This window comes from Ralstonia sp. TCR112, from assembly GCF_007997035.1.
Taxonomy (GTDB): Bacteria; Pseudomonadota; Gammaproteobacteria; order Burkholderiales; family Burkholderiaceae; genus Ralstonia; species Ralstonia edaphi.
Window position 1 is genome coordinate 42,551 of record NZ_VOSS01000084.1, and the last position, 18,629, is coordinate 61,179.

General features: G+C 65.0%; 7 protein-coding genes and 2 pseudogenes. 8 read left to right on the top strand and 1 reads right to left on the bottom strand.

The genetic code is table 11. The features are described 5' to 3' along the window. Positions 1-137 precede the first annotated feature (137 nt). From FUT88_RS19620 to FUT88_RS19630, 3 genes and pseudogenes are all read left to right on the top strand, one after another. Positions 138-3,344: an efflux RND transporter permease subunit gene (locus FUT88_RS19620; RefSeq protein WP_147217620.1), complete on the top strand. Its 3,207-nt coding sequence runs from the start codon at positions 138-140 to the stop codon at positions 3,342-3,344. After that, positions 3,337-4,638: an efflux RND transporter periplasmic adaptor subunit gene (locus FUT88_RS19625; RefSeq protein ID WP_147217622.1), complete on the top strand. Its 1,302-nt coding sequence runs from the start codon at positions 3,337-3,339 to the stop codon at positions 4,636-4,638. Before FUT88_RS19620 ends, FUT88_RS19625 begins: the two co-directional genes overlap by 8 nt. Next, positions 4,635-6,079 (top strand): annotated as a pseudogene (locus tag FUT88_RS19630) (efflux transporter outer membrane subunit). The gene FUT88_RS19625 and the pseudogene FUT88_RS19630 overlap by 4 nt, the downstream one beginning before the upstream one ends. 3 nt (positions 6,080-6,082) lie before the next feature. Here the strand turns inward: FUT88_RS19630 and FUT88_RS19635 are convergent. Then, on the bottom strand, positions 6,083-7,012 hold the full coding sequence (locus FUT88_RS19635; RefSeq protein ID WP_147217624.1) for a hypothetical protein: 930 nt from the start codon (positions 7,010-7,012) through the stop codon (positions 6,083-6,085). A 364-nt stretch (positions 7,013-7,376) separates the two neighbouring features. Between FUT88_RS19635 and FUT88_RS19640 the strand changes: the two genes are divergently transcribed. The 5 genes and pseudogenes from FUT88_RS19640 to FUT88_RS19655 all read left to right on the top strand — a co-directional run. Beyond that, positions 7,377-9,260 (top strand): ShlB/FhaC/HecB family hemolysin secretion/activation protein, encoded by a 1,884-nt coding sequence (locus tag FUT88_RS19640; protein WP_261797223.1) that lies wholly within the window; start codon positions 7,377-7,379, stop codon positions 9,258-9,260. A 12-nt stretch (positions 9,261-9,272) separates the two neighbouring features. Then, complete coding sequence (locus FUT88_RS19645) at positions 9,273-15,635, top strand: filamentous hemagglutinin N-terminal domain-containing protein (protein ID WP_147217626.1); 6,363 nt, start codon at positions 9,273-9,275, stop codon at positions 15,633-15,635. Further along, positions 15,548-16,909: an S-layer family protein gene (locus tag FUT88_RS19650; protein WP_186829344.1), complete on the top strand. Its 1,362-nt coding sequence runs from the start codon at positions 15,548-15,550 to the stop codon at positions 16,907-16,909. The genes FUT88_RS19645 and FUT88_RS19650 overlap by 88 nt, the downstream gene beginning before the upstream one ends. Positions 16,910-16,992: 83 nt before the next feature. Continuing rightward, a pseudogene (locus FUT88_RS26865) lies at positions 16,993-17,091 on the top strand (hemagglutinin repeat-containing protein); the annotation flags it as partial. Between the two features lie 306 nt (positions 17,092-17,397). Beyond that, positions 17,398-18,629, top strand: a 1,232-nt coding sequence (locus FUT88_RS19655; RefSeq protein WP_261797224.1) for a hemagglutinin repeat-containing protein, incomplete at its 3' end; no start/stop codon positions are given.

Below are 18,629 nucleotides of genomic sequence, written 5' to 3' on the forward strand. Positions count from 1 at the left end.
ATGCAATGTAATAAAGTCAGATCAAAGCGACATATTGATCGGCGGCCCCCGGCGCTAGAATGGCTGGTCCCTGCCTGTCGGGCCGGATCGAACAACCGTCGCCCTCCATCAACGCACCGCGGTTCTGAAACGCCTCCATGTGGATTGTCCAACTCGCGCTGCGAAGGCCGCTGACGTTCATCGTCCTCGCCCTGCTGATCCTGCTGGCGACGCCGTTTACGCTCATGCGTACGCCCACGGACATCTTCCCGGAAATCGACATTCCGGTCGCGAGCATCATCTGGAACTACAACGGGCTGCCCGCGAAGGAGATGGCCGACCGCATCGTCTCCGTCACCGAGCGCAGCCTGACGACGACCGTCAACGACATCGAGCACATCGAGTCGCAATCGTTGGGCGGCGTGTCGATCATCAAAGTCTTCTTCCAGCCCAACGCCAACATCCAGACCGCGCTCGCGCAGATCGTGGCGAGCACGCAGGCGCAGGTGCGGCAGTTGCCGCCGGGCACCACGCCGCCGCTGGTGATCAAGTATTCGGCGTCGAGCATTCCGATCCTGCAACTGGGCCTGTCGAGCAACACGCTGTCGGAGCAGGAACTCAATGATGCGGCGCTGAACTTCCTGCGCCCGCGCCTGATCACGGTGCCGGGCATCGCGGTGCCGTTTCCGTATGGCGGCAAGAGCCGGCAGATCACGGTCGATCTCGATACGCAGAAGCTGCTGGCGCAGGGCCTGACGCCCGTCGACATCGTCAACGCGGTAGGCGCGCAGAACCTGATCCTGCCGGCCGGCACGCAAAAGATCGACGCCACCGAATACGGCGTCACGCTCAACGGCACGCCGGGCAGCATCGCCGCGCTCAATGCGATTCCGGTAAGGGCCAGCAACGGCGCCACGCTGTACCTGGGCGACGTGGCCCACGTGCGCGACGGTTTCTCGCCGCAGACGAATGTGGTGCGTCAGGACGGCCAGCGCGGGGTGCTGCTGTCCATCCTGAAGAACGGCGGCGCATCGACGCTCGATATCGTCAACAACATCCACAAGCTCCTGCCGGCCGCGGCCGCCGCGCTGCCTCAAGACTTGAAGATCACGCCCCTGTTCGATCAGTCGCTGTTCGTGAAGGCGGCCATTGAAGGCGTGATCCGCGAGGCGATCATCGCCGCATGCCTGACGGCGGCCATGATCCTGCTGTTCCTCGGCAACTGGCGCAGCACGGCCATCATTGCAGTGTCGATTCCGCTGTCGATTCTCTCGTCGATCATCGTGCTGCACCTGATCGGCGAAACCATCAATCTGATGACGCTCGGCGGCCTGGCGCTGGCGGTCGGGATTCTCGTGGACGACGCCACCGTCACCATCGAGAACATCGAGCGCCACCTGCACGAAGGCAAGGCGCCCGTCACCGCCATCCTGGATGGCGCCGCCGAAATTGCCGTGCCCGCCTTCGTGTCCACAATCTGCATCTGCATCGTGTTCGTGCCGATGTTCTTCCTCACGGGCGTGGCGCGTTACCTGTTCGTGCCGATGGCCGAAGCGGTAATCTTCGCCATGCTGGCGTCATACGTGCTTTCGCGCACGCTGGTGCCGACGCTGGTGATGATGCTCATGACCGGCCACCCGCATGACGCCGGGAAAGCCGACGCAAAACCGAGCACGTTCGGCCGCATCTACCGGGCGTTCAACACGCAGTTCGAACACATGCGCGGCAACTACGCCGCCATCCTGGGCGGGCTGCTGGAGCGCCGCCGCGTATTCGCGCTGTCATTCCTGGGCTTCTGCGTGGCGTCGTGCGCGCTGTTCCTGGTGCTGGGCCGTGACTTCTTCCCCGATGTGGATGCCGGACAGATCCGCCTGCACATGCGCGCACCGTCGGGCCTGCGGATTGAAGAAACCGCACGGCTGGCCGACGAGGTGGAAACAGCCATCCGCGACATCATCCCCAAACAGGAACTGTCGACGATTCTCGACAACCTCGGCGTGCCGAACTCGGGGATCAATCTGTCGTACAGCAACGCGGGCACCATCGGCACGCTCGACGGTGAAATCCTGATTGCCCTGCACGAGGGCGAGCGCAAACCCAGCGCGGAATACATCCGCCGCCTGCGCGAAGAACTGCCGAAGCGCTTTCCGGGCGTGGAATTCGCGTTCCAGCCTGCAGACATCGTCAGCCAGATCCTGAACTTTGGTTTGCCGTCGGCCATCGACGTGCAGTTCTCCGGCGCCGACGTGGCCACCAACAAGCAGCTTGCGGGCATGCTGGCCAACCGCATCAAGCAGATTCCTGGCGCGGTGGATACGCATGTGCACCAGCGTTTCGACCAGCCCACGCTCGCCTTGAACATGGACCGCACGCGCATCCAGCAGGTCGGCCTGGAAGGGCGCGACGTGGCGCAGAACCTGCTCGTGTCGCTCAGCTCAAGCTTCCAGACCTCGCCCACGTTCTGGCTCAACCCGATCAACGGTGTGGTGTACCAGGTAGCCGTCACCAGCCCGCAGTACCGCGTCGATTCGCTCGACGCGCTGCTGCGCACGCCGGTGGCCAGCTCGCGCGGCGGCGCTGCACAGGCAGGCGGCCCGCAGTTGCTGGGCAACCTCGTGCAGGTGAGCCCCGCGGTGCAGCCGCAAGTGGTGTCGCACTACGACATCACGCCGGTGGTGGACGTCTATGCCGCCGTGCAGGGCCGTGACCTGGGCGCGGTCGCCAAGGAAGTGCAGAAGGCCGTCGACGATATCCGCCCGAAACTGCCGCGCGGCGCGCAGGTCACGGTGCGCGGTCAGGTGAAGACAATGGAATCGTCGTTCCTCGGCTTGGGGCTCGGCCTCGTCATGGCGATCGTGCTGGTGTACCTGCTGATCGTGGTGAACTTCCAGTCGTGGATCGACCCGCTCATCATCGTGACCGCACTGCCCGCGGCGCTGGCGGGCATCGCCTGGATGCTGTTCGTGACGGGGACGACGCTGTCGGTGCCCTCGCTCACGGGGGCAATCATGACGATGGGCGTGGCGACGGCCAATTCAATTCTGTTGATCTCGTTCGCGCGCGAGCGATTGGCCGAAGGCATTGCGCCGGTGCAGGCCGCGCTGGAAGCCGGCGCCACCCGCCTGCGCCCGGTGCTGATGACGGCGCTGGCGATGATCATCGGCATGGTGCCCATGGCGTTGGGCTTGGGCGAAGGCGCAGAACAGAACGCGCCGCTGGGGCGCGCGGTGATCGGCGGTCTGCTGTTTGCAACCGTCTCGACCCTTTTCTTTGTTCCGGTGGTGTTTGCCAGCGTGCACAACAGATTGCAGCGGCGCGCCGCCCGGCGCAGTCACGATTTGCGGGGAAGCGAAGGACATGTCTGAGCAAACATCCGGTGCCCATTCCGGGGCGCATTCTGGCCACCTTGCGGACGGCCCGCCGCACCACGTCGTCACCGTCGACCCGATTGAACAGGTGGACCGCGGCCCCGCCATGCGCCGCGCACGCTGGGTCGTGATCGTCGTCGTGGTTCTGCTGGCACTGGGCGCTGCCCGCACGCTGGTCAGCCGCTACTACAACGCGCACGCGCTGGAGCGCCAGGTGAACGCGCAGACCAGTCGCTACGTCACCACCGTCGCCCCCAAACCGGCCAGCGCCAACCGCGAGCTGACGCTGCCGGGCACGCTGCAGGGCTACGTTGAATCGCCCATCTATGCCCGCACGAGCGGCTATGTGCTGCGCTGGTTCAAGGACATCGGCGCCCACGCCGACAAGGGCGAAGTGCTGGCGCTGCTCGACACGCCCGAAGTCGACCAGGAACTGAACCAGGCGCAGGCCACGCGCAACCAGGCTGCGGCACGCAAGGCGCTGGCGCAGACCTCGCTTACGCGCTGGCAGAACCTGCGCCAGAAAGACGCCGTCTCGCAACAGGAACTGGACGAGCGCACCAGCGCCGCCAACCAGGCCCAGGCCGACCTGGCCGCGGCCGAAGCCAACGTGCGCCGCTTGCAGGAGCTGCAAGGCTTCCGCCGCGTGGTGGCGCCGTTTGCAGGCGTGGTGACCAAGCGCAATGTCGACGTCGGCACGCTGGTCAACGCCGGCAATGCGGGCGCCAACCGGGAGCTGTTCACGCTGGCGCAGACCGATCCGCTGCGCATCTACCTGTATGTGCCGCAGGCGTATTCGCAGCAGGTGAAGGTCGGCCAGGACGTGGCCGTGACGCTGGCCGAGTTGCCGGGCCAGACCTTCCATGGCACCATCGCGCGCGCCTCCGGCGCCATCGACGCCGCCACACGCACCATGCAGGTGGAAGTGCAGCTGCCCAACAAGGACGGCCGCCTGCTGCCGGGTGCGTATGTGCAGGTCGCCATCAAGGGCAAATCGTCCGGCGACGATGCGGGCGCCAACGCGCAGGGCACCTATCTCGTGCCGACGAACACGCTGCTCTTCCGCAAGGAAGGCCCGCGCATCGCCGTCGCAGAAAACGGCCGCGCCGACCTGCGCCCCGTCACCATCGGGCGCGACTACGGCCGCACGGTGGAAATCGTGTCTGGCCTGAAGGCGACGGACGCGCTGATCCTGAACCCGGCCGATTCGATCGAGCAAGGCGAGGCAGTGACCATCGTCACGCCCGCACCCGCATCGGCACCGGGGGCATCGGCGCCGCACGCATCATGACGCGGCTGCACACCACCGCGCTGGCGGCCTCGCTGATCGTCTCGCTGGCCGGTTGCTCGCTCGCGCCGACCTACGAGCGCCCCGCCATGGACGTGCCGGCGCACTGGCAGACCGAAGCACCGTGGCGCGCCGCGCAGCCCGCCGATGCAACGCCCAAAGGCCCGTGGTGGCAGCGCTTCAACGATCCGCAGCTCGACAGGCTGATCACGCAGGCGCTGGCGCACAACCAGTCGCTCAAGGTCGCGCTGTCGAACCTGGAGCAGGCACAGGCGCAGACGCGCGTGGCACGCGCCAGCCTGCTGCCGACCATCACGGCCACCAACAACGACACGCGCACGCGCACGTCGTCGGAGCGACCGCTCTCGTCGTACACCAGCCCGACCATGTCGACCATCCAGAGCGATTTCGTGCTGCGCGCCGACGCGAGTTACGAAGCCGATCTGTTCGGCCGCGTGCGCAACACCGTCGCCAACGCGGCGGCGAGCGAAGAGCAGGCCGGAGCCAACGTCGAGAACTTCCGCCTGCTGCTGGCCGCGCAGGTCGCCACCACCTGGTACAACCTGCGCGAGACCGACGCGGAAATCGCCGTGGTGCAGGAAGGGCTGGCGCTGCAGCGCAAGGCGCTCGATTTCGTCACCTCACGGCATCAGGACGGCGTGGCATCGGGGCTCGACCTGGCGCAGCAACAGGCGCTCGTCGACAGCACCGCCACGCAGGCCGAACTGCTGACCAAGCAACGCGCGCAGTACGAGCACGCGCTGGCCACATTGGTCGGCACACCTGCACCCGCTTTTCACATCGAGCCGACGCCGCTCAAGGGCACGGCGCCGCAGATTCCGGTGGCGCTGCCGTCCGACGTCATCGAACGCCGGCCCGACGTGGCGGCGCTGAACGCGGGGCCGCTGCCGCCAATGCGCAAGTCGGTGTGGCACGCGCTGCGTTCTTCCCGAGCGTGATGCTCAACGGCGGCGCCGGTTGGGAAAGCCGCGATCTGGCGCTGCTGTTTTCTGCGCCGACGCTGCTGTGGTCGTTCGGCACGCAGATCGCGCAGACGGTGTTTGACGCCGGCCGCACGCGGGCGCGTGTGGACATTGCCAACGCGGCCTACCAAGGTGCGATCGCCAACTACCGCCAGACGGTGCTGGGCGCGCTGCAGGAAGTCGAAGATGGTCTGGCCGGGCTGCAATCGCTGGACCGTGCCGCAAGCCAGGCGCGCCATGCCGTGGAAAGCGCCCGCAAGGTCTACGACATTGCTAGCGCACGCTATGAGGGCGGCTTGGCAACGTCGTTGGACGTGATCACCGCGCAGCAGTCGCTGTTGAACAACCAGCGCACGGCGGTGCAGATTCTGGGCCAGCAAATGACGACGAGCGTGTTCCTCGTCAAGGCGGTGGGCGGCGATTGGAACCAGGCCGCAGCCGCGCCGATGGCCACGCGATAGGCGTCAGGCAACGCGGCGCAGGAAGCCCGCGCCAACAAAGAGGCCACCGAGCCAGCTCAGCGTGAGCGCCACGGCAACGAGCAGTTCAAGCAGCTCGGTGCCCTCGCCAGGCACGCGCAGCGCCAGCGCAATCACCGCCGCCATCAGCGCACCCGCTGCGATCAGGCTGACCAGCAGCGCGCCCAGCCCCGTCGACAACGTGCGCACGACCGGCGGATGCACATGCGCCGGCGGACACAGCTCTGACATGCGCGCACGCACATAGGCCGCCGTGCGGGTGCCGTCGGTGGCATCGGCGTGATGCCGCATGACGTGCATCCAGGTTCGGGTGTCTAGCACGCCGGAACTCAGTTCCTGGGCAACGCGCCGCAGGGCGGCGCGTTCGCGTGCGTGATCGGTGGCGTCAGAGGGCGTTTCATTGGGGGCGGGCTTGTCGAACACAGCCGGCGCTGCAGCAGGATCGGTCAGCCGCACCTCATGCCGATAGGTCACGCGCACGCGGCGCGAAAACCAGATGTACGCTGCCGTACCGATGAGCAGCAGGACCTCCGCCGCCAGCAACAGCATGATCGGCATGCGCCCTGCCGTGCCGCCGGAGGCTTGTGTCGTCCACGCGTGGATTCCGCCGCTCATGGCCAGCGTGGCCAGAAGCTGGAGCACGCCGTATCCGAGCCACACCATCGGAAACCAGCGCAGGCGCAGGAAAGCCACGGTGACGAGCCCCAGCGGAAAGACGAGCCCAGCAAGCGCCGGTGCCGCCCGCGCCGGTCCGCCATTGGCGTCGCCGAGCGTGAGCATCATGCCCATCGCCAGCACGATCGCCAGCGCCGGCAGCGTGTTCAGCCACAGCAGTGTCACGAGCCAGCCGCGCACGCCGTACAGGCGATGCATCCGCGCGCGCGCCGCTGATATCGCAATCCAACTTCCTTGCATGAATTTCCTTTTGATGGAGCCGATCGCTTCGGCATCCTATCCGAGCGATTCCCTTTTTTGAGGATTGTGTCATCGCGGTCAAACCCACGTCCCCCTCTAGAGAGGGGACCCAGCACGAACTCGATTGACGGGCCCTGAAATCCCACACCGGTAAGGCTTTGCGGTCAAATTAGCGTCCTTTAATTCTGACTTTCAAATTAGTGACTGTTGTATCGACGTATTTCAAGCGGGACGCCATTCGCGCCATGCCTATAATCCGCGCCGCCCCCGTTCGTCACATTGTGTAGACCGCCGGGGTCGCGTCTCAGTCATCCATTAGACTCCGTCGCAACGTTCTGCCCGAACGCAGGTTCATGTCGTTCGGATGGTGGTGCTGTGCCCGGAAAAATACAAAATGCAAGTTTGGGGAATCAGGGAGAACGCTGCCGGCAGCGTGGCGTTCGTTCGCACGCCGGCCCACCGCTGTGGCACATATGTCATCCGGATGGCGATCGGAATGCTGGCTGGATACTCAGCGCTCGGGCTCGCTCAGACGCCAGCGGAGCCATTGCGGACCACGCCGTTGGACACCCAGTTACAACGTGAGCGTGCCATCGAAGACGCCAATGAGCGCGCTCGCCAGCAGGCCGTGCCAAACGTTTCACTGGAACGCGGTGCGGCCGCCGACTTGAAAACAAGCTCGCTGCCGGCGGAGCAACCCTGCTTCAAGATCGAACGCGTTTCGGTGTTCGTTCCCACAGCGCTCCCTGGGGCAATACGTGCCATCGGCGCTAGCCAACTCCCCCAGGACCCTTTTCGGTTCCTGCAAGACGCACTGGACGCGTACGCCAGCCGCTGCATCGGCCCGAAGGGATTGAACCTCATCGTGCATCGCGCCTCGGGGATGCTGCTGGAGCGCGGATACACGACCACGCGTGTTGCAGTACCCGAGCAGGATCTGTCCAGCGGCACGCTAAAGATCGCCCTCTTTCCAGGCGTAATTCGCCGTATTCGCTTTGCGGATGAGTCCATCTGGGGCACCTGGCGCAGTGCCTTCCCTACGGGCGCTGGTGAACTGCTCAACCTGCGTGACCTCGAGCAGGGACTGGAGCAGATGAAGCGGGTCACGACCCAAGATGTCGATATGGAGATCGTTCCCGGCGAGCTTCCCGGAGAATCCGACGTCGTCATCAAGGTCGCCCGGAGCCGTCCCTGGAAGGTCATCGCGTCAGTGGACGACAGCGGCTCAAAGAGTTCCGGCAAGCTGCAAGGCAATGTGAGCGCCGCATTGGATAACCCGCTCGGCCTGAACGATCTGCTCAACGTCGGGGTGGTGCACGACCTGAACGTCAACGAGCACGACCGCGGCACCAAGGGAGCCAATGCCTACTATTCGGTGCCTTGGGGATATTGGACTTTCACGCTGTCGGCTGGCGCATACAACTACTTCCAGCAGATCGCGGGGGCCAACGAATCATTCGTCTCTGCCGGCAACTCCAAGAATTTGGAAGTACGCGCGCAGTACCTCTTCCAGCGCGATCGCGTGCAGAAGAACTCGCTGCAACTGCGTTTGGTGCGCCGATGGAACCACGCCTATATCGACGACACGGCAATTGGCGTTCAGCAGCGCGCCACGACCTTTGGCGAGATCGGCTGGCTGCACAAGCACTACTTCGGCCCCGCGCAGCTGGACCTGAACGCCGCATGGCGCTTTGGTGTGCCATGGATGGGCGGCCAATCCGAACTGAACCGCTTTGATCCGAGCGCCCCGGGCGAACGCGACAAGTTCCTCTACCGCATCACCACCCTCGATGCGGTATTCACGGTGCCGTTCACGCTGCCGCTGCCCACAACGATGGCGAAGGACGGCCTTCCACTGCGTTACACGGCCACCGTGCGCGGACAATTCTCAAAGGGTGCCCTCTTCGCTGCGGATTTTCTCTCCATCGGCAACCGATGGACCGTGCGCGGCTTTGATGGCGAACTCACCCTGGCTGCCGAGCGCGGCGCCTACTGGCGCAACGAGCTCGAAGCGCCGATCGGCAACTCCGGACACAGCGTGTACGTGGGCCTGGATGCGGGCACAGTCGCAGGCCCCAGTGCCAACGCACTCGCGGGCAGAACGCTGGTGGGGTCGGCCATCGGCCTGCGCGGCAGCCCGTTCCGCGGCCTCTTCTACGACGTGTTCCTCGGCTGGGCGCTCCATAAGCCCGAAGGTTTCACTACGCGCGCGCCGGCCGCCGGTTTCTCGCTCACCTACCAATACTGACGCGGTTTCCCCATGAACAAGCACCTCTATCGTATTGTTTTCAATCGTGTACGCGGCGCATTGATGGCCGTAGCGGAAACCGTTTCCTCAACGCAGCACGGCAAGGGACGCACCGGCGAACGCGGCGTGTCTGGCACGTTCCGGTTGCGACCCGGGGCAGTGAGTGTGGCGGCGGTACTGGGTGCGTTTCATCTGACGCCGTATGCGCAAATCGTTGCAGATCCTAACGCCGGCGCGCACCGTCCAACCATCGACCAGGCGGCTAACGGGACGCCCATCGTGCAGATCACGGCGCCGTCTGCGGCAGGCGTGTCACGCAACCAGTATCAGCAGTTCAATACCGGCCCGGGCGGCGCCATTCTCAACAACGCGCAAACGCTCACGCAGACACAGTTGGCTGGTTACGTTGCCGGCAACCCGAACCTCGCGGGCGGCTCGGCACGCATCATCCTGAACGAGGTCACTGGCAACCAGGCGTCGAGCCTGCGGGGCTATCTGGAGGTGGCCGGGCAACGCGCACAGGTGGTAATCGCCAACCCCAACGGCCTGGCGTGCGATGGCTGCGGCGTGATCAACAGCGACCGCTTCACGCTCACCACAGGTACACCGATCATGGGCATCGGCGGCAGCCTTGACGCGTTTCGCGTCACGGGCGGCTCGATCCAGGTCCAGGGCAATGGCCTGAACGCCAGCAATCTGGACCAGGTGGATCTGATCGCGCGATCCGTGCAGGTCAACGGCAAGCTGTGGGCCAACAACGCGAACGTCGTGGCCGGCACCAACACCGTCAACTATGCCGACCTGGGCGTGCAGGTGATCGCCAGCGACGCCAACCGTCCGACAGTGGCCATCGACGTGGGCAACCTCGGGGGCCTGTACGCCGGCAAGATCAAGCTGATCGGCACGGAATCCGGCGTGGGCGTCAACAGCGCAGGCACCATCGCGGCGCAGGCCGGTGACCTGGCCATTGACAGCGCTGGTCGCGTCACGCTGGCCGGCACCATCAATGCCACCGGCGCGCTGCGTGTGGGCGGTGCACAAGGCGTCGCTAACACTGGCACGCTATACGGTCAGCAAAACGTGGAGCTCACATCAGGCGGCGCGACCACAAACGCGGGCACGGTGGCTGCGCTCGGCAACGTCTCCGTCTCGGGCCAGCAGGTGCAATCGTCCGGCACGCTGGCTGCGGGCGTGGACGCCAACGGCGCCGCGGCCAACGCGGGCAAGACGCTCAACGCCACGGCCACCGGCATGACCAGCCTGAACGGCCAGAACTTCGCCACCAGCGACATCAACGTATCCGGCGCCAGCGTGAGCCTTGCCGGTGCGCGCACGAGTACCGGCGCCAACGTGAATGCCACGGCCACGCAAGGTGACATCGACCACACCGGTGGCAATCTGCAAGCCGGCGGCAGCGCTACGTTCAGTGCAGGCGGAACGGTCCGCAACGACGGCGGCACGGTTGCGGCCAGCCTGCTGGCAGTTACCGCTGGCGGGCTGTCCAACCGCGGCGGTACCCTGTCGCAAAGCGGTAGCGGCGCCACCAGCGTGAACGTATCGGGCACCATCGACAACACGGGCGGCAAACTGGAAACCGCCGCCACGGACACCGCAGTCACCGCAGCATCTCTCGTCAATGATGGCGGCACGCTGGGCCACGCAGGCAACGGTTCCCTGAGCCTGCAGACGGGTGCCCTATCGAACGCCAATGGCAAGTTGCAGACCAATGGCGCGCTGGACCTGCATGCGACCACGTTGGCCAACCAGGGCGGCACGATTTCCGCTGCGCAAGATGCCACCGTGCGGGCAGACTCGGCGTTGGACAGCACGGGCGGCACGCTGCATGCCGATGGCAGCCTCAACCTGCAAGCGGGCACCCTGACAAACGGGAACGGCCTTGTGTCGGCCGCTGGGCAAACCACGATTGCCGTGACCGGCGCCTTGGACAATACGTCCGGCCGCATGGAAAACGCCGGCTCCAATGCCAGCATCACTGCCGGGGCCCTCACCAACGACGGAGGTGCCGTGGCTCACGCGGGCACCGGCGCGTTGACGGTGCGCACGGGCGCCCTGTCGAACACCGGTGGCAAGCTGCAGACGAACGGCACGCTGGACCTGCACACGGTGTCTGGCAGCAATCACGGCGTCATCTCCTCCATCGGGCAAGCAACGATTCAGGCCGATCAGGCCCTGGATAACAGCGGCGGCACGCTGCGCACCAACGCCAGCCTCGACATGCATGCGGGCTCACTCGTCAACCAGCATGGTCTGGTGTCTTCCGCCGGGCAGAGCACGATCAACGTTGCCGGGGCGCTGGACAACACGGCCGGCCGCGTGGAAAGCGCTGGCGCCAACGCGCTCATCAACGCCGGCTCGTTCACCAACGACGGAGGTGCGCTCGCCCACGTGGGCACGGGCGCGCTGAGCCTTCAAACCGGCGCGCTTTCCAATGCCGGCGGTACGTTGCAGACCAATGGGAGACTGGATCTGCATGCCGCATCCCTCCGCAATCAGGGCGGGACAGTTTCTGCAGCCGTGCAGGCGAATGTGCTCGCCGATGAAACGCTCGACAACAGCAACGGCACCCTGCAAACCGATGGAGCGCTCGATCTGCAAGCGCGGACCGTTACCAATCAGGGTGGTCTGGTGTCTGCGGGCGGCCAGGCAACCGTTGCAGCCACGCATGTACTGGACAACGCAGCTGGCCGAATCGAAAGCGGGGGCGCCGATGCCACCATCACTGCCGCGTCATTGACCAACGACGGTGGCACGCTCGCCCATATCGGCGCTGGCACCTTCAACGTGCAAACCGGCATGCTGTCCAATGCAGGCGGCAAGGTGCAGACCAACGGCGCACTGGATCTGCAGGCCACATCGTTTGGCAACCAGGCTGGCACGGTGTGGGCCTCCGGCCCGGCAACCGTGCGCATTGCCCAAGCTCTGAACAACAACGGCGGCACGCTGCAAACCCGCGGCAAGCTCGACCTGCTCGCCATCTCGCTCAGCAACCAGCAGGGGTTGGTCTCTTCCGCAGGGCGTAGCACGATCAATGTTATGGGCGCGCTCGACAACACCGGCGGACGCATGGAAAGCGGCGGCGCAGATGCCACCGTCAATGCCGGATCGCTCACCAACGACGGCGGTGAGCTGGCGCATGTAGGCAGCGGCACACTGAATGTACAAACCGGAACGCTGTCGAACGCGGGCGGCAAGTTGCAGACCAACGGCGCGCTTAATCTGCAGTCCGCGGCGCTCGGCAATCAGGCTGGAACCATTTCGGCCGCCGGCGCTGCTACGGTTCATGTAGACCAGGCGGTGGATAGCACGGGCGGTGTGTTGCAAACCGGCGGCGCGCTGGACTTGCGCGCAGCGTCGCTCAACAACCAGCATGGCCTGGTATCTGCGGCCGGCCAAAGCAGCGTCAACATCACAGGCGCACTGGACAACACCCGTGGCCGCATGGAAAGCGCCGGTACCGATGCAAGCCTGCATGCCGCCACGTTCACCAACGACGGAGGTGCCATCGCCCATATCGGCACAGGCACGCTCAGCGTCCAGGCAGGGGCCGTCTCGAACACGGGCGGCGCACTGCAGACCAACGGCACCCTGGACTTGCAGGCGGGGCCGATCGACAACCGGAGCGGTGTCATATCTTCCGGTGCAGCGGCAACCGTGCAGGCCACCCAAGCCCTGGACAACACCGGCGGCACGCTGCGAAGCAGCGGTACGCTCGGCCTGAATGCAGCATCCCTGGTCAACCGCGACGGCGTGGTGTCTGCGGCGGGGCAAACAGCCATCAACGTAGCGGGCACGCTCGACAACACTGCCGGCCGGGTGCAGAGCGCAGGCGCCAATGCCAACGTCACCGCCGCTGCGTTGACGAACGACGGCGGCGCGCTCGTCCACGCCGGCACTGGGCAGTTCAAAGTACAGGCCGGCGCCCTTTCCAACGTCAACGGCAAACTGCAGACCAATGGCACGCTGGATCTGCATGCAGCGTCGCTTGCCAACCATGGCGGCATGGTCAGCGCCATCGGTCAAGCCACGGTGCGTGCAGACGCGGACCTCGACAACACCGCCGGAACCCTGTCGGCAGACACGTTGCAAGCCACCGCGGGCGGCGCGCTCACAAATGATGGCGGGCTGATCGATGCTTCTCACGGCACCACGGTTTCCGCCAATACGGTGTCCAACGCGGGCGGCACGGTGCAGAACCTCGGCACCGAAGCGCTCACGGTTTCGGCCACGCAAACGCTGTCGAACACCGCACGCGGGCTCATCGCCGGCAATGGACTGGTCACGGTTGCGGCGGGCAACGTAGACAACAGCGATGGCACCGTGTCCTCCGGCGACATGCTGGCGGTGCAGTCCGCCAATTCCGTGGTCAACCGGAGCGGTACGCTTTCGGCAAACCGTGCAGTGCAAGCTCGTGCCACGGGTGCACTTGACAACACCGGCGGCCGGATCGAGACCAACGGCGCCACCGCCGTGCTGGACGTCAGGGCCGCCTCCATCGACAACACGGCCGGCCGCATCTCCAACGCCGGCACAGGGGACACCAACGTCGACGGCGGTGCGCAGATCCTGAACAGCAATGCGGGCGGCGTTGCCGGCATGGGCACGCTGGGCGGCAACGGTGCAGTGACACTCACCGCGCATCGGCTGGCCAACACCGCGGGCGGTCAGGTGCTCGCGGGGCAGGCGCTCGACCTGAACATCGACCAGAGTCTGAGCAACGCTGGCGGCAAGCTTGTCGGCAGCACGGGGCTGACGCTCAACCAGGCCGGCACGGCGCTGAACAACACCGATGGCGCAATCCAGGCGTCGGGCAACATCGTGCTGAACGTGGCAACGCTTGACAACACGCGCGGGCAGATCGGCAACACGGCGCGCTCGGGCGGCAATGTGCAGGCCGCGATGGCCGGCGTGCTCACGAACACCGGCGGGCGAATCCTGTCGGACGGCAATCTGTCACTGAATGCTCAAACCGTCGGCGGAGCGGGCCGCATCGTCGCCGGACAGGATGCAGCCATCGCGTTGCAAGGCGATTACACCAACGTTGCAGGCAACGTAATCCAGGCAAATCGGGATCTGGCCTTCAACACCACCGGTACGTTCAGCAACCAGGGCGAGCTGCTGGCAGTGCGCAACCTCACCGCAGGTGCGACGCACATCGTCAACGCCGGACACTTCAACGCCGATACCACGACGCTCAGCGCGGCCGGCATCATTGCCAACAGCGGACGCCTGGAGGGCAACACCGTCAATACCACCAGCGACACGCTGGCCAATACGGGCACGATCATCGGCAACGCGGTCACGCTATCGGCGCGCCAGATCAGCAACGATGGCGCTGCCGCCATCGCAGCGGCAGTGGACACACTCAACGTGTACGCGCGGCAGTCGCTCACCAACACCAATGGGGCGACGCTCTACAGCCTGGGCAACATGAACATCGCTGCAGACGGCATGCGCGATGGCAACGGCCGGCTCGTCAACAAGACGCAGAGTGTCGTCAATGAGGGCTCCACCATCGAGGCCGATCAGAACCTTGAGGTGGCCGCGGCGGATGTGCAGAACCGCCGCGCCAATGTGCAGTTCACCACCGACCCGGTGAGCAGCACGGAAGAGGTGAAGAAGAAACGCGAGAAATACTGGTTCTGCGCGAACGGCTACGGATACGCAATGGCGCGCGGGTGTGGAGCGGCGTACCAAACCGCGAACCTCACGGTCTCCGATGGAGGACCCACCACCGTCACCACGAATATCCCCGGTTCATTTGTTCCCGATAGCGGCTGGCAAACGCAAGACACGGTGTATCCGGCGGTGCGGTCGGTCGACACCGCCGCTAAGAAGATTAACTTTGCCGACGGCACATCGATCTACTATGAGTCGATCAGCCAAGCGCCGGGCGCAAACGGGACAACAAACTACACCATCAAGTACTACGACGGCGGCTACAACCCAAACGTCAACATCAACCCGCTCGACGAGCGCCCGTACTACGTCCCATGGAGCGATCACGTTCACATGGAATACGAGCGCCACACCACCACGACCATCACGCAAGACCGTCTGCTCTCTGCCACGCCGGAGGGACGCCTGCTGGCAGGCAACAACATGTTGTTTGCCGATGGCATGCGACTGTTCAACAACTACAGCACGGTGGCTGCGGGCAACGTCATGCAGTTCGGTGCGGCCGTGCAAACGGGCGGCGTGGCCGATGGCAGCACGATCGGCACAAGCGTCATCAGCAACGTCGCCGCACGTTCGGCCGGACGACCACGGTGTCGGAATGGTCGTTGTATCGCCATGACGACGACTACAACGAGACCAGCCAACTCGCGCAACCAACCCGCGTTACTAGCGAGGTGACGGGCGAACTGCGCGGCACAATTTCCGCAGGCACGCGGCTGACGGGCAGCATCGGTAGCCTGACGAACACGAATGTGTCCGCGGCCAATTCATCCGTTGCAGGGGGCGGCAACACGCTGGGTGCCAACGCGGGCACAACAGCACCGAGCGGCAGCACCGCGGGCGGGGCCAGCATGACCGGTGGCGGGGCTGGCAGCATCGGCATGAACGTGGCCGCTGGCAACACCGTTGGCATGAGCGGCGGCAGCGGTAGCGCCGTGGGCATGAACGGCACAGGGGGTGGCGCGCTTGGCATGACCGGAGGCGCCGCCGGTAATGTCAACGCGGGAGGGGTTCACTTCACCGTTGGCACACCGAGCAATCCTCTGCCCAATTTCTCGTTGCCGACCAACGGGCTGTTCCACATCAACCCCGCCCCTGGCCTCGGCTATCTCGTAGAGAGCGACCCGCGTTTCACCAACCGGGATCGGTTCATTTCGAGCGACTACATGCTCGGCCGGCTCGGCATTGACCCGGCTACCACGCAAAAGCGCCTGGGTGACGGCTTCTACGAACAGAAGCTGGTGAACGACCAGATCACGCAGCTCACGGGCCGCCGTTACCTGCAAGGCTATGCCAGCGCGGAAGAGGAATATCGCGCGCTGATGGAATCGGGCGCGAACGTGGCGAAGTCGTTCTCGCTCGTGCCCGGCATGGCGCTGACCGACACCCAGATGGCCGCGCTCACGCAAGACATCGTCTGGATGGTGGAGCAGACGGTCAAGCTGCCCGACGGCACGACGACCAAGGTGCTGGCGCCGGTGGTCTACCTGGCGCGTACACGTGCAGACGACCTGAAGCCCTCGGGCGCGCTCATCACAGCAGACGCCATTGACCTGCACGCCGCAGGCGATCTCTCCAACAGCGGCCGCATTGCTGGCGGCACGCGCGTCAATCTGGCGGCAGACAACGTCGTCAACCGTGGCGGCACCATCGACAGCGCGGGCACAACGGTCATCTCGGCGGCCACGGACGTGGTCAACGCGTCCGGCATCATCTCCGGCAACGCGGTGGGCGTGGCCGCTGGGCGCGATATCCGCAACGTCACGCTGGTTGATGTGGACGGCGCCCGTGCCCAGGCCGGTGCCAGCACGTCCACCAACAGCCTCATCGGACAGACAGGCGCCATCACGTCGCGGGGCGACCTGGCCATGTCGGCCGGGCGCGATGTGGTGATGGCGGGCGCCACGCTGTCCGCCAAGGGCGATGCGAGCCTTTCAGCGAGCGCGACCTGACCGTTGATACGGTCAAGGCGTCGACCACGACCGGCTATTACTACGACGCACAGACGCACCAAAGCGCGCAAGACACGACGCACCTGACCTCGTCGGTCAACATGGGTGGCAACATGTCGATGGCCAGCGGGCGAGACACCACGCTGGTTGGCGCACAAGTCAAGGCCGGGGGTGACATCACAGCGGTGGCCCAGGGCAACTTGAATATCCGCAATGCCACCGACACCTCGTCGATGGACCACGTGAACACGCGAGACAGCGACCACGTACACACGGCCAGCCGCCTCGACGAAACAACGGTGGGCAGCAACGTGAGCGCCGGTGGCAACGTGACGCTGGCGGCGGTCAAGCCATCGGCGGGCGGCAGTGCACGCACGGACGGCGGCGGCAACGTATCGATCATCGGCTCCAGCATCACGGCGGGCACGGCACAGCCAGAGGCCGATGAAAAGTCACTGGCCTCGGACACACCCACTGTACCGGGCCGGATGACGATCATGCCGGTTGACCTCAGCGAGACCAAGGCCAAGGCACCTTCTGCAGGCGGCATCACCATCGTCGCCGACCGCGACGTGACGATTGGCGAAGCGCGTGAACAACACGATGCAGCCAGGTTCGATTTTGATGCGAGCCGGGGGTTGTTGTCGTCGAAGTCGGTGCGCAGTGAGGCCACTTCCAACGCCAATATTGGGGTGAGCAGCACCGTGTCGGGCGATGCCGTGCGTGTGCAGGCCGGCAATGATCTGACGGTGCGCGGTAGCAATGTGGTCGGGACGAATGATGTGACGCTGGCTGCCGCTCGCGATGTCAGCATCACGACGTCGCAGAACACCAGCCAGTCGAGCAGCAGCACAGAGCGAAAGGAATCGGGCTTTCTCAGTGGTGGGGGTATGTCCGTGTCGATTGGCTCGCGGTCTCAATCCGCCGACCAGCAGTCGAGCCAGGTGACGCACAACGGCAGCATGGTCGGCTCGCTCGACGGCAATCTGACCATTTCAGCTGGTAACGATGCCCATGTCACCGGCAGCGTCATCCATGCGGGCAAGGATCTGGCCATGGCCGGCAAGACTGTCACCATCGATTCCGCTTACGACACAACAGCAGACGCAGAGCGTCAACGCTTCCGGCAGGCAGGCGTCACGGTGGGCATCACCAACCCGGTCATCTCGGCCATTCAGACCGGCCAGCAAATGGCCGAGGCTGCTAAGCATGTCGATGGAGATCCGCGTCTTCTGGCATTGGCAGCGGCCACGACCGGGCTGGCCGCTAAGAACGCCTACGATGCCGTCGGTGGTGATCCGGTCAAGGCAGCCACCAGTGTCGGTATCAACATCTCCCTTGGCGCCAGCAAGAGTGACAGTCAATCGCAAATGCAGTCGAGCACGGCCGTAGGGAGTACGGTTTCTGCAGGTGGGAATGTCACCATCGCTGCGTCGGGGGCAGGCAAAGACAGCAACATCAACGTCATTGGAAGCACGATCTCGTCAGGCAAGAACACATTGCTTGCCGCAGATGGCGACGTCAATCTGCAGGCAGCGAAGAGCACGAGCAGTCAGCATTCCAACAACAGTGGAGCCAGCGCCGGCGTGGGCGTGTCCATCAGCCTCGGCTCGCAAAGCGGCATCGCCTTTACCGCAAACGCCTCGGGCAGCAGAGGGAATGCAGATGGCGATTCAACCACGTGGACCAACACCCACGTGAACGCCGGCGACACGCTCAT

Excerpts from the sequence above, each read along its gene's own strand:
- FUT88_RS19635 (WP_147217624.1), bottom strand. The coding sequence starts at position 7,012 with ATGCAAGGAAGTTGGATTGCGATATCAGCGGCGCGCGCGCGGATGCAT.
- FUT88_RS19620 (WP_147217620.1), top strand. The coding sequence starts at position 138 with ATGTGGATTGTCCAACTCGCGCTGCGAAGGCCGCTGACGTTCATCGTC.
- FUT88_RS19645 (WP_147217626.1), top strand. The coding sequence starts at position 9,273 with ATGAACAAGCACCTCTATCGTATTGTTTTCAATCGTGTACGCGGCGCA.
- FUT88_RS19640 (WP_261797223.1), top strand. The coding sequence starts at position 7,377 with ATGGTGGTGCTGTGCCCGGAAAAATACAAAATGCAAGTTTGGGGAATC.
- FUT88_RS19625 (WP_147217622.1), top strand. The coding sequence starts at position 3,337 with ATGTCTGAGCAAACATCCGGTGCCCATTCCGGGGCGCATTCTGGCCAC.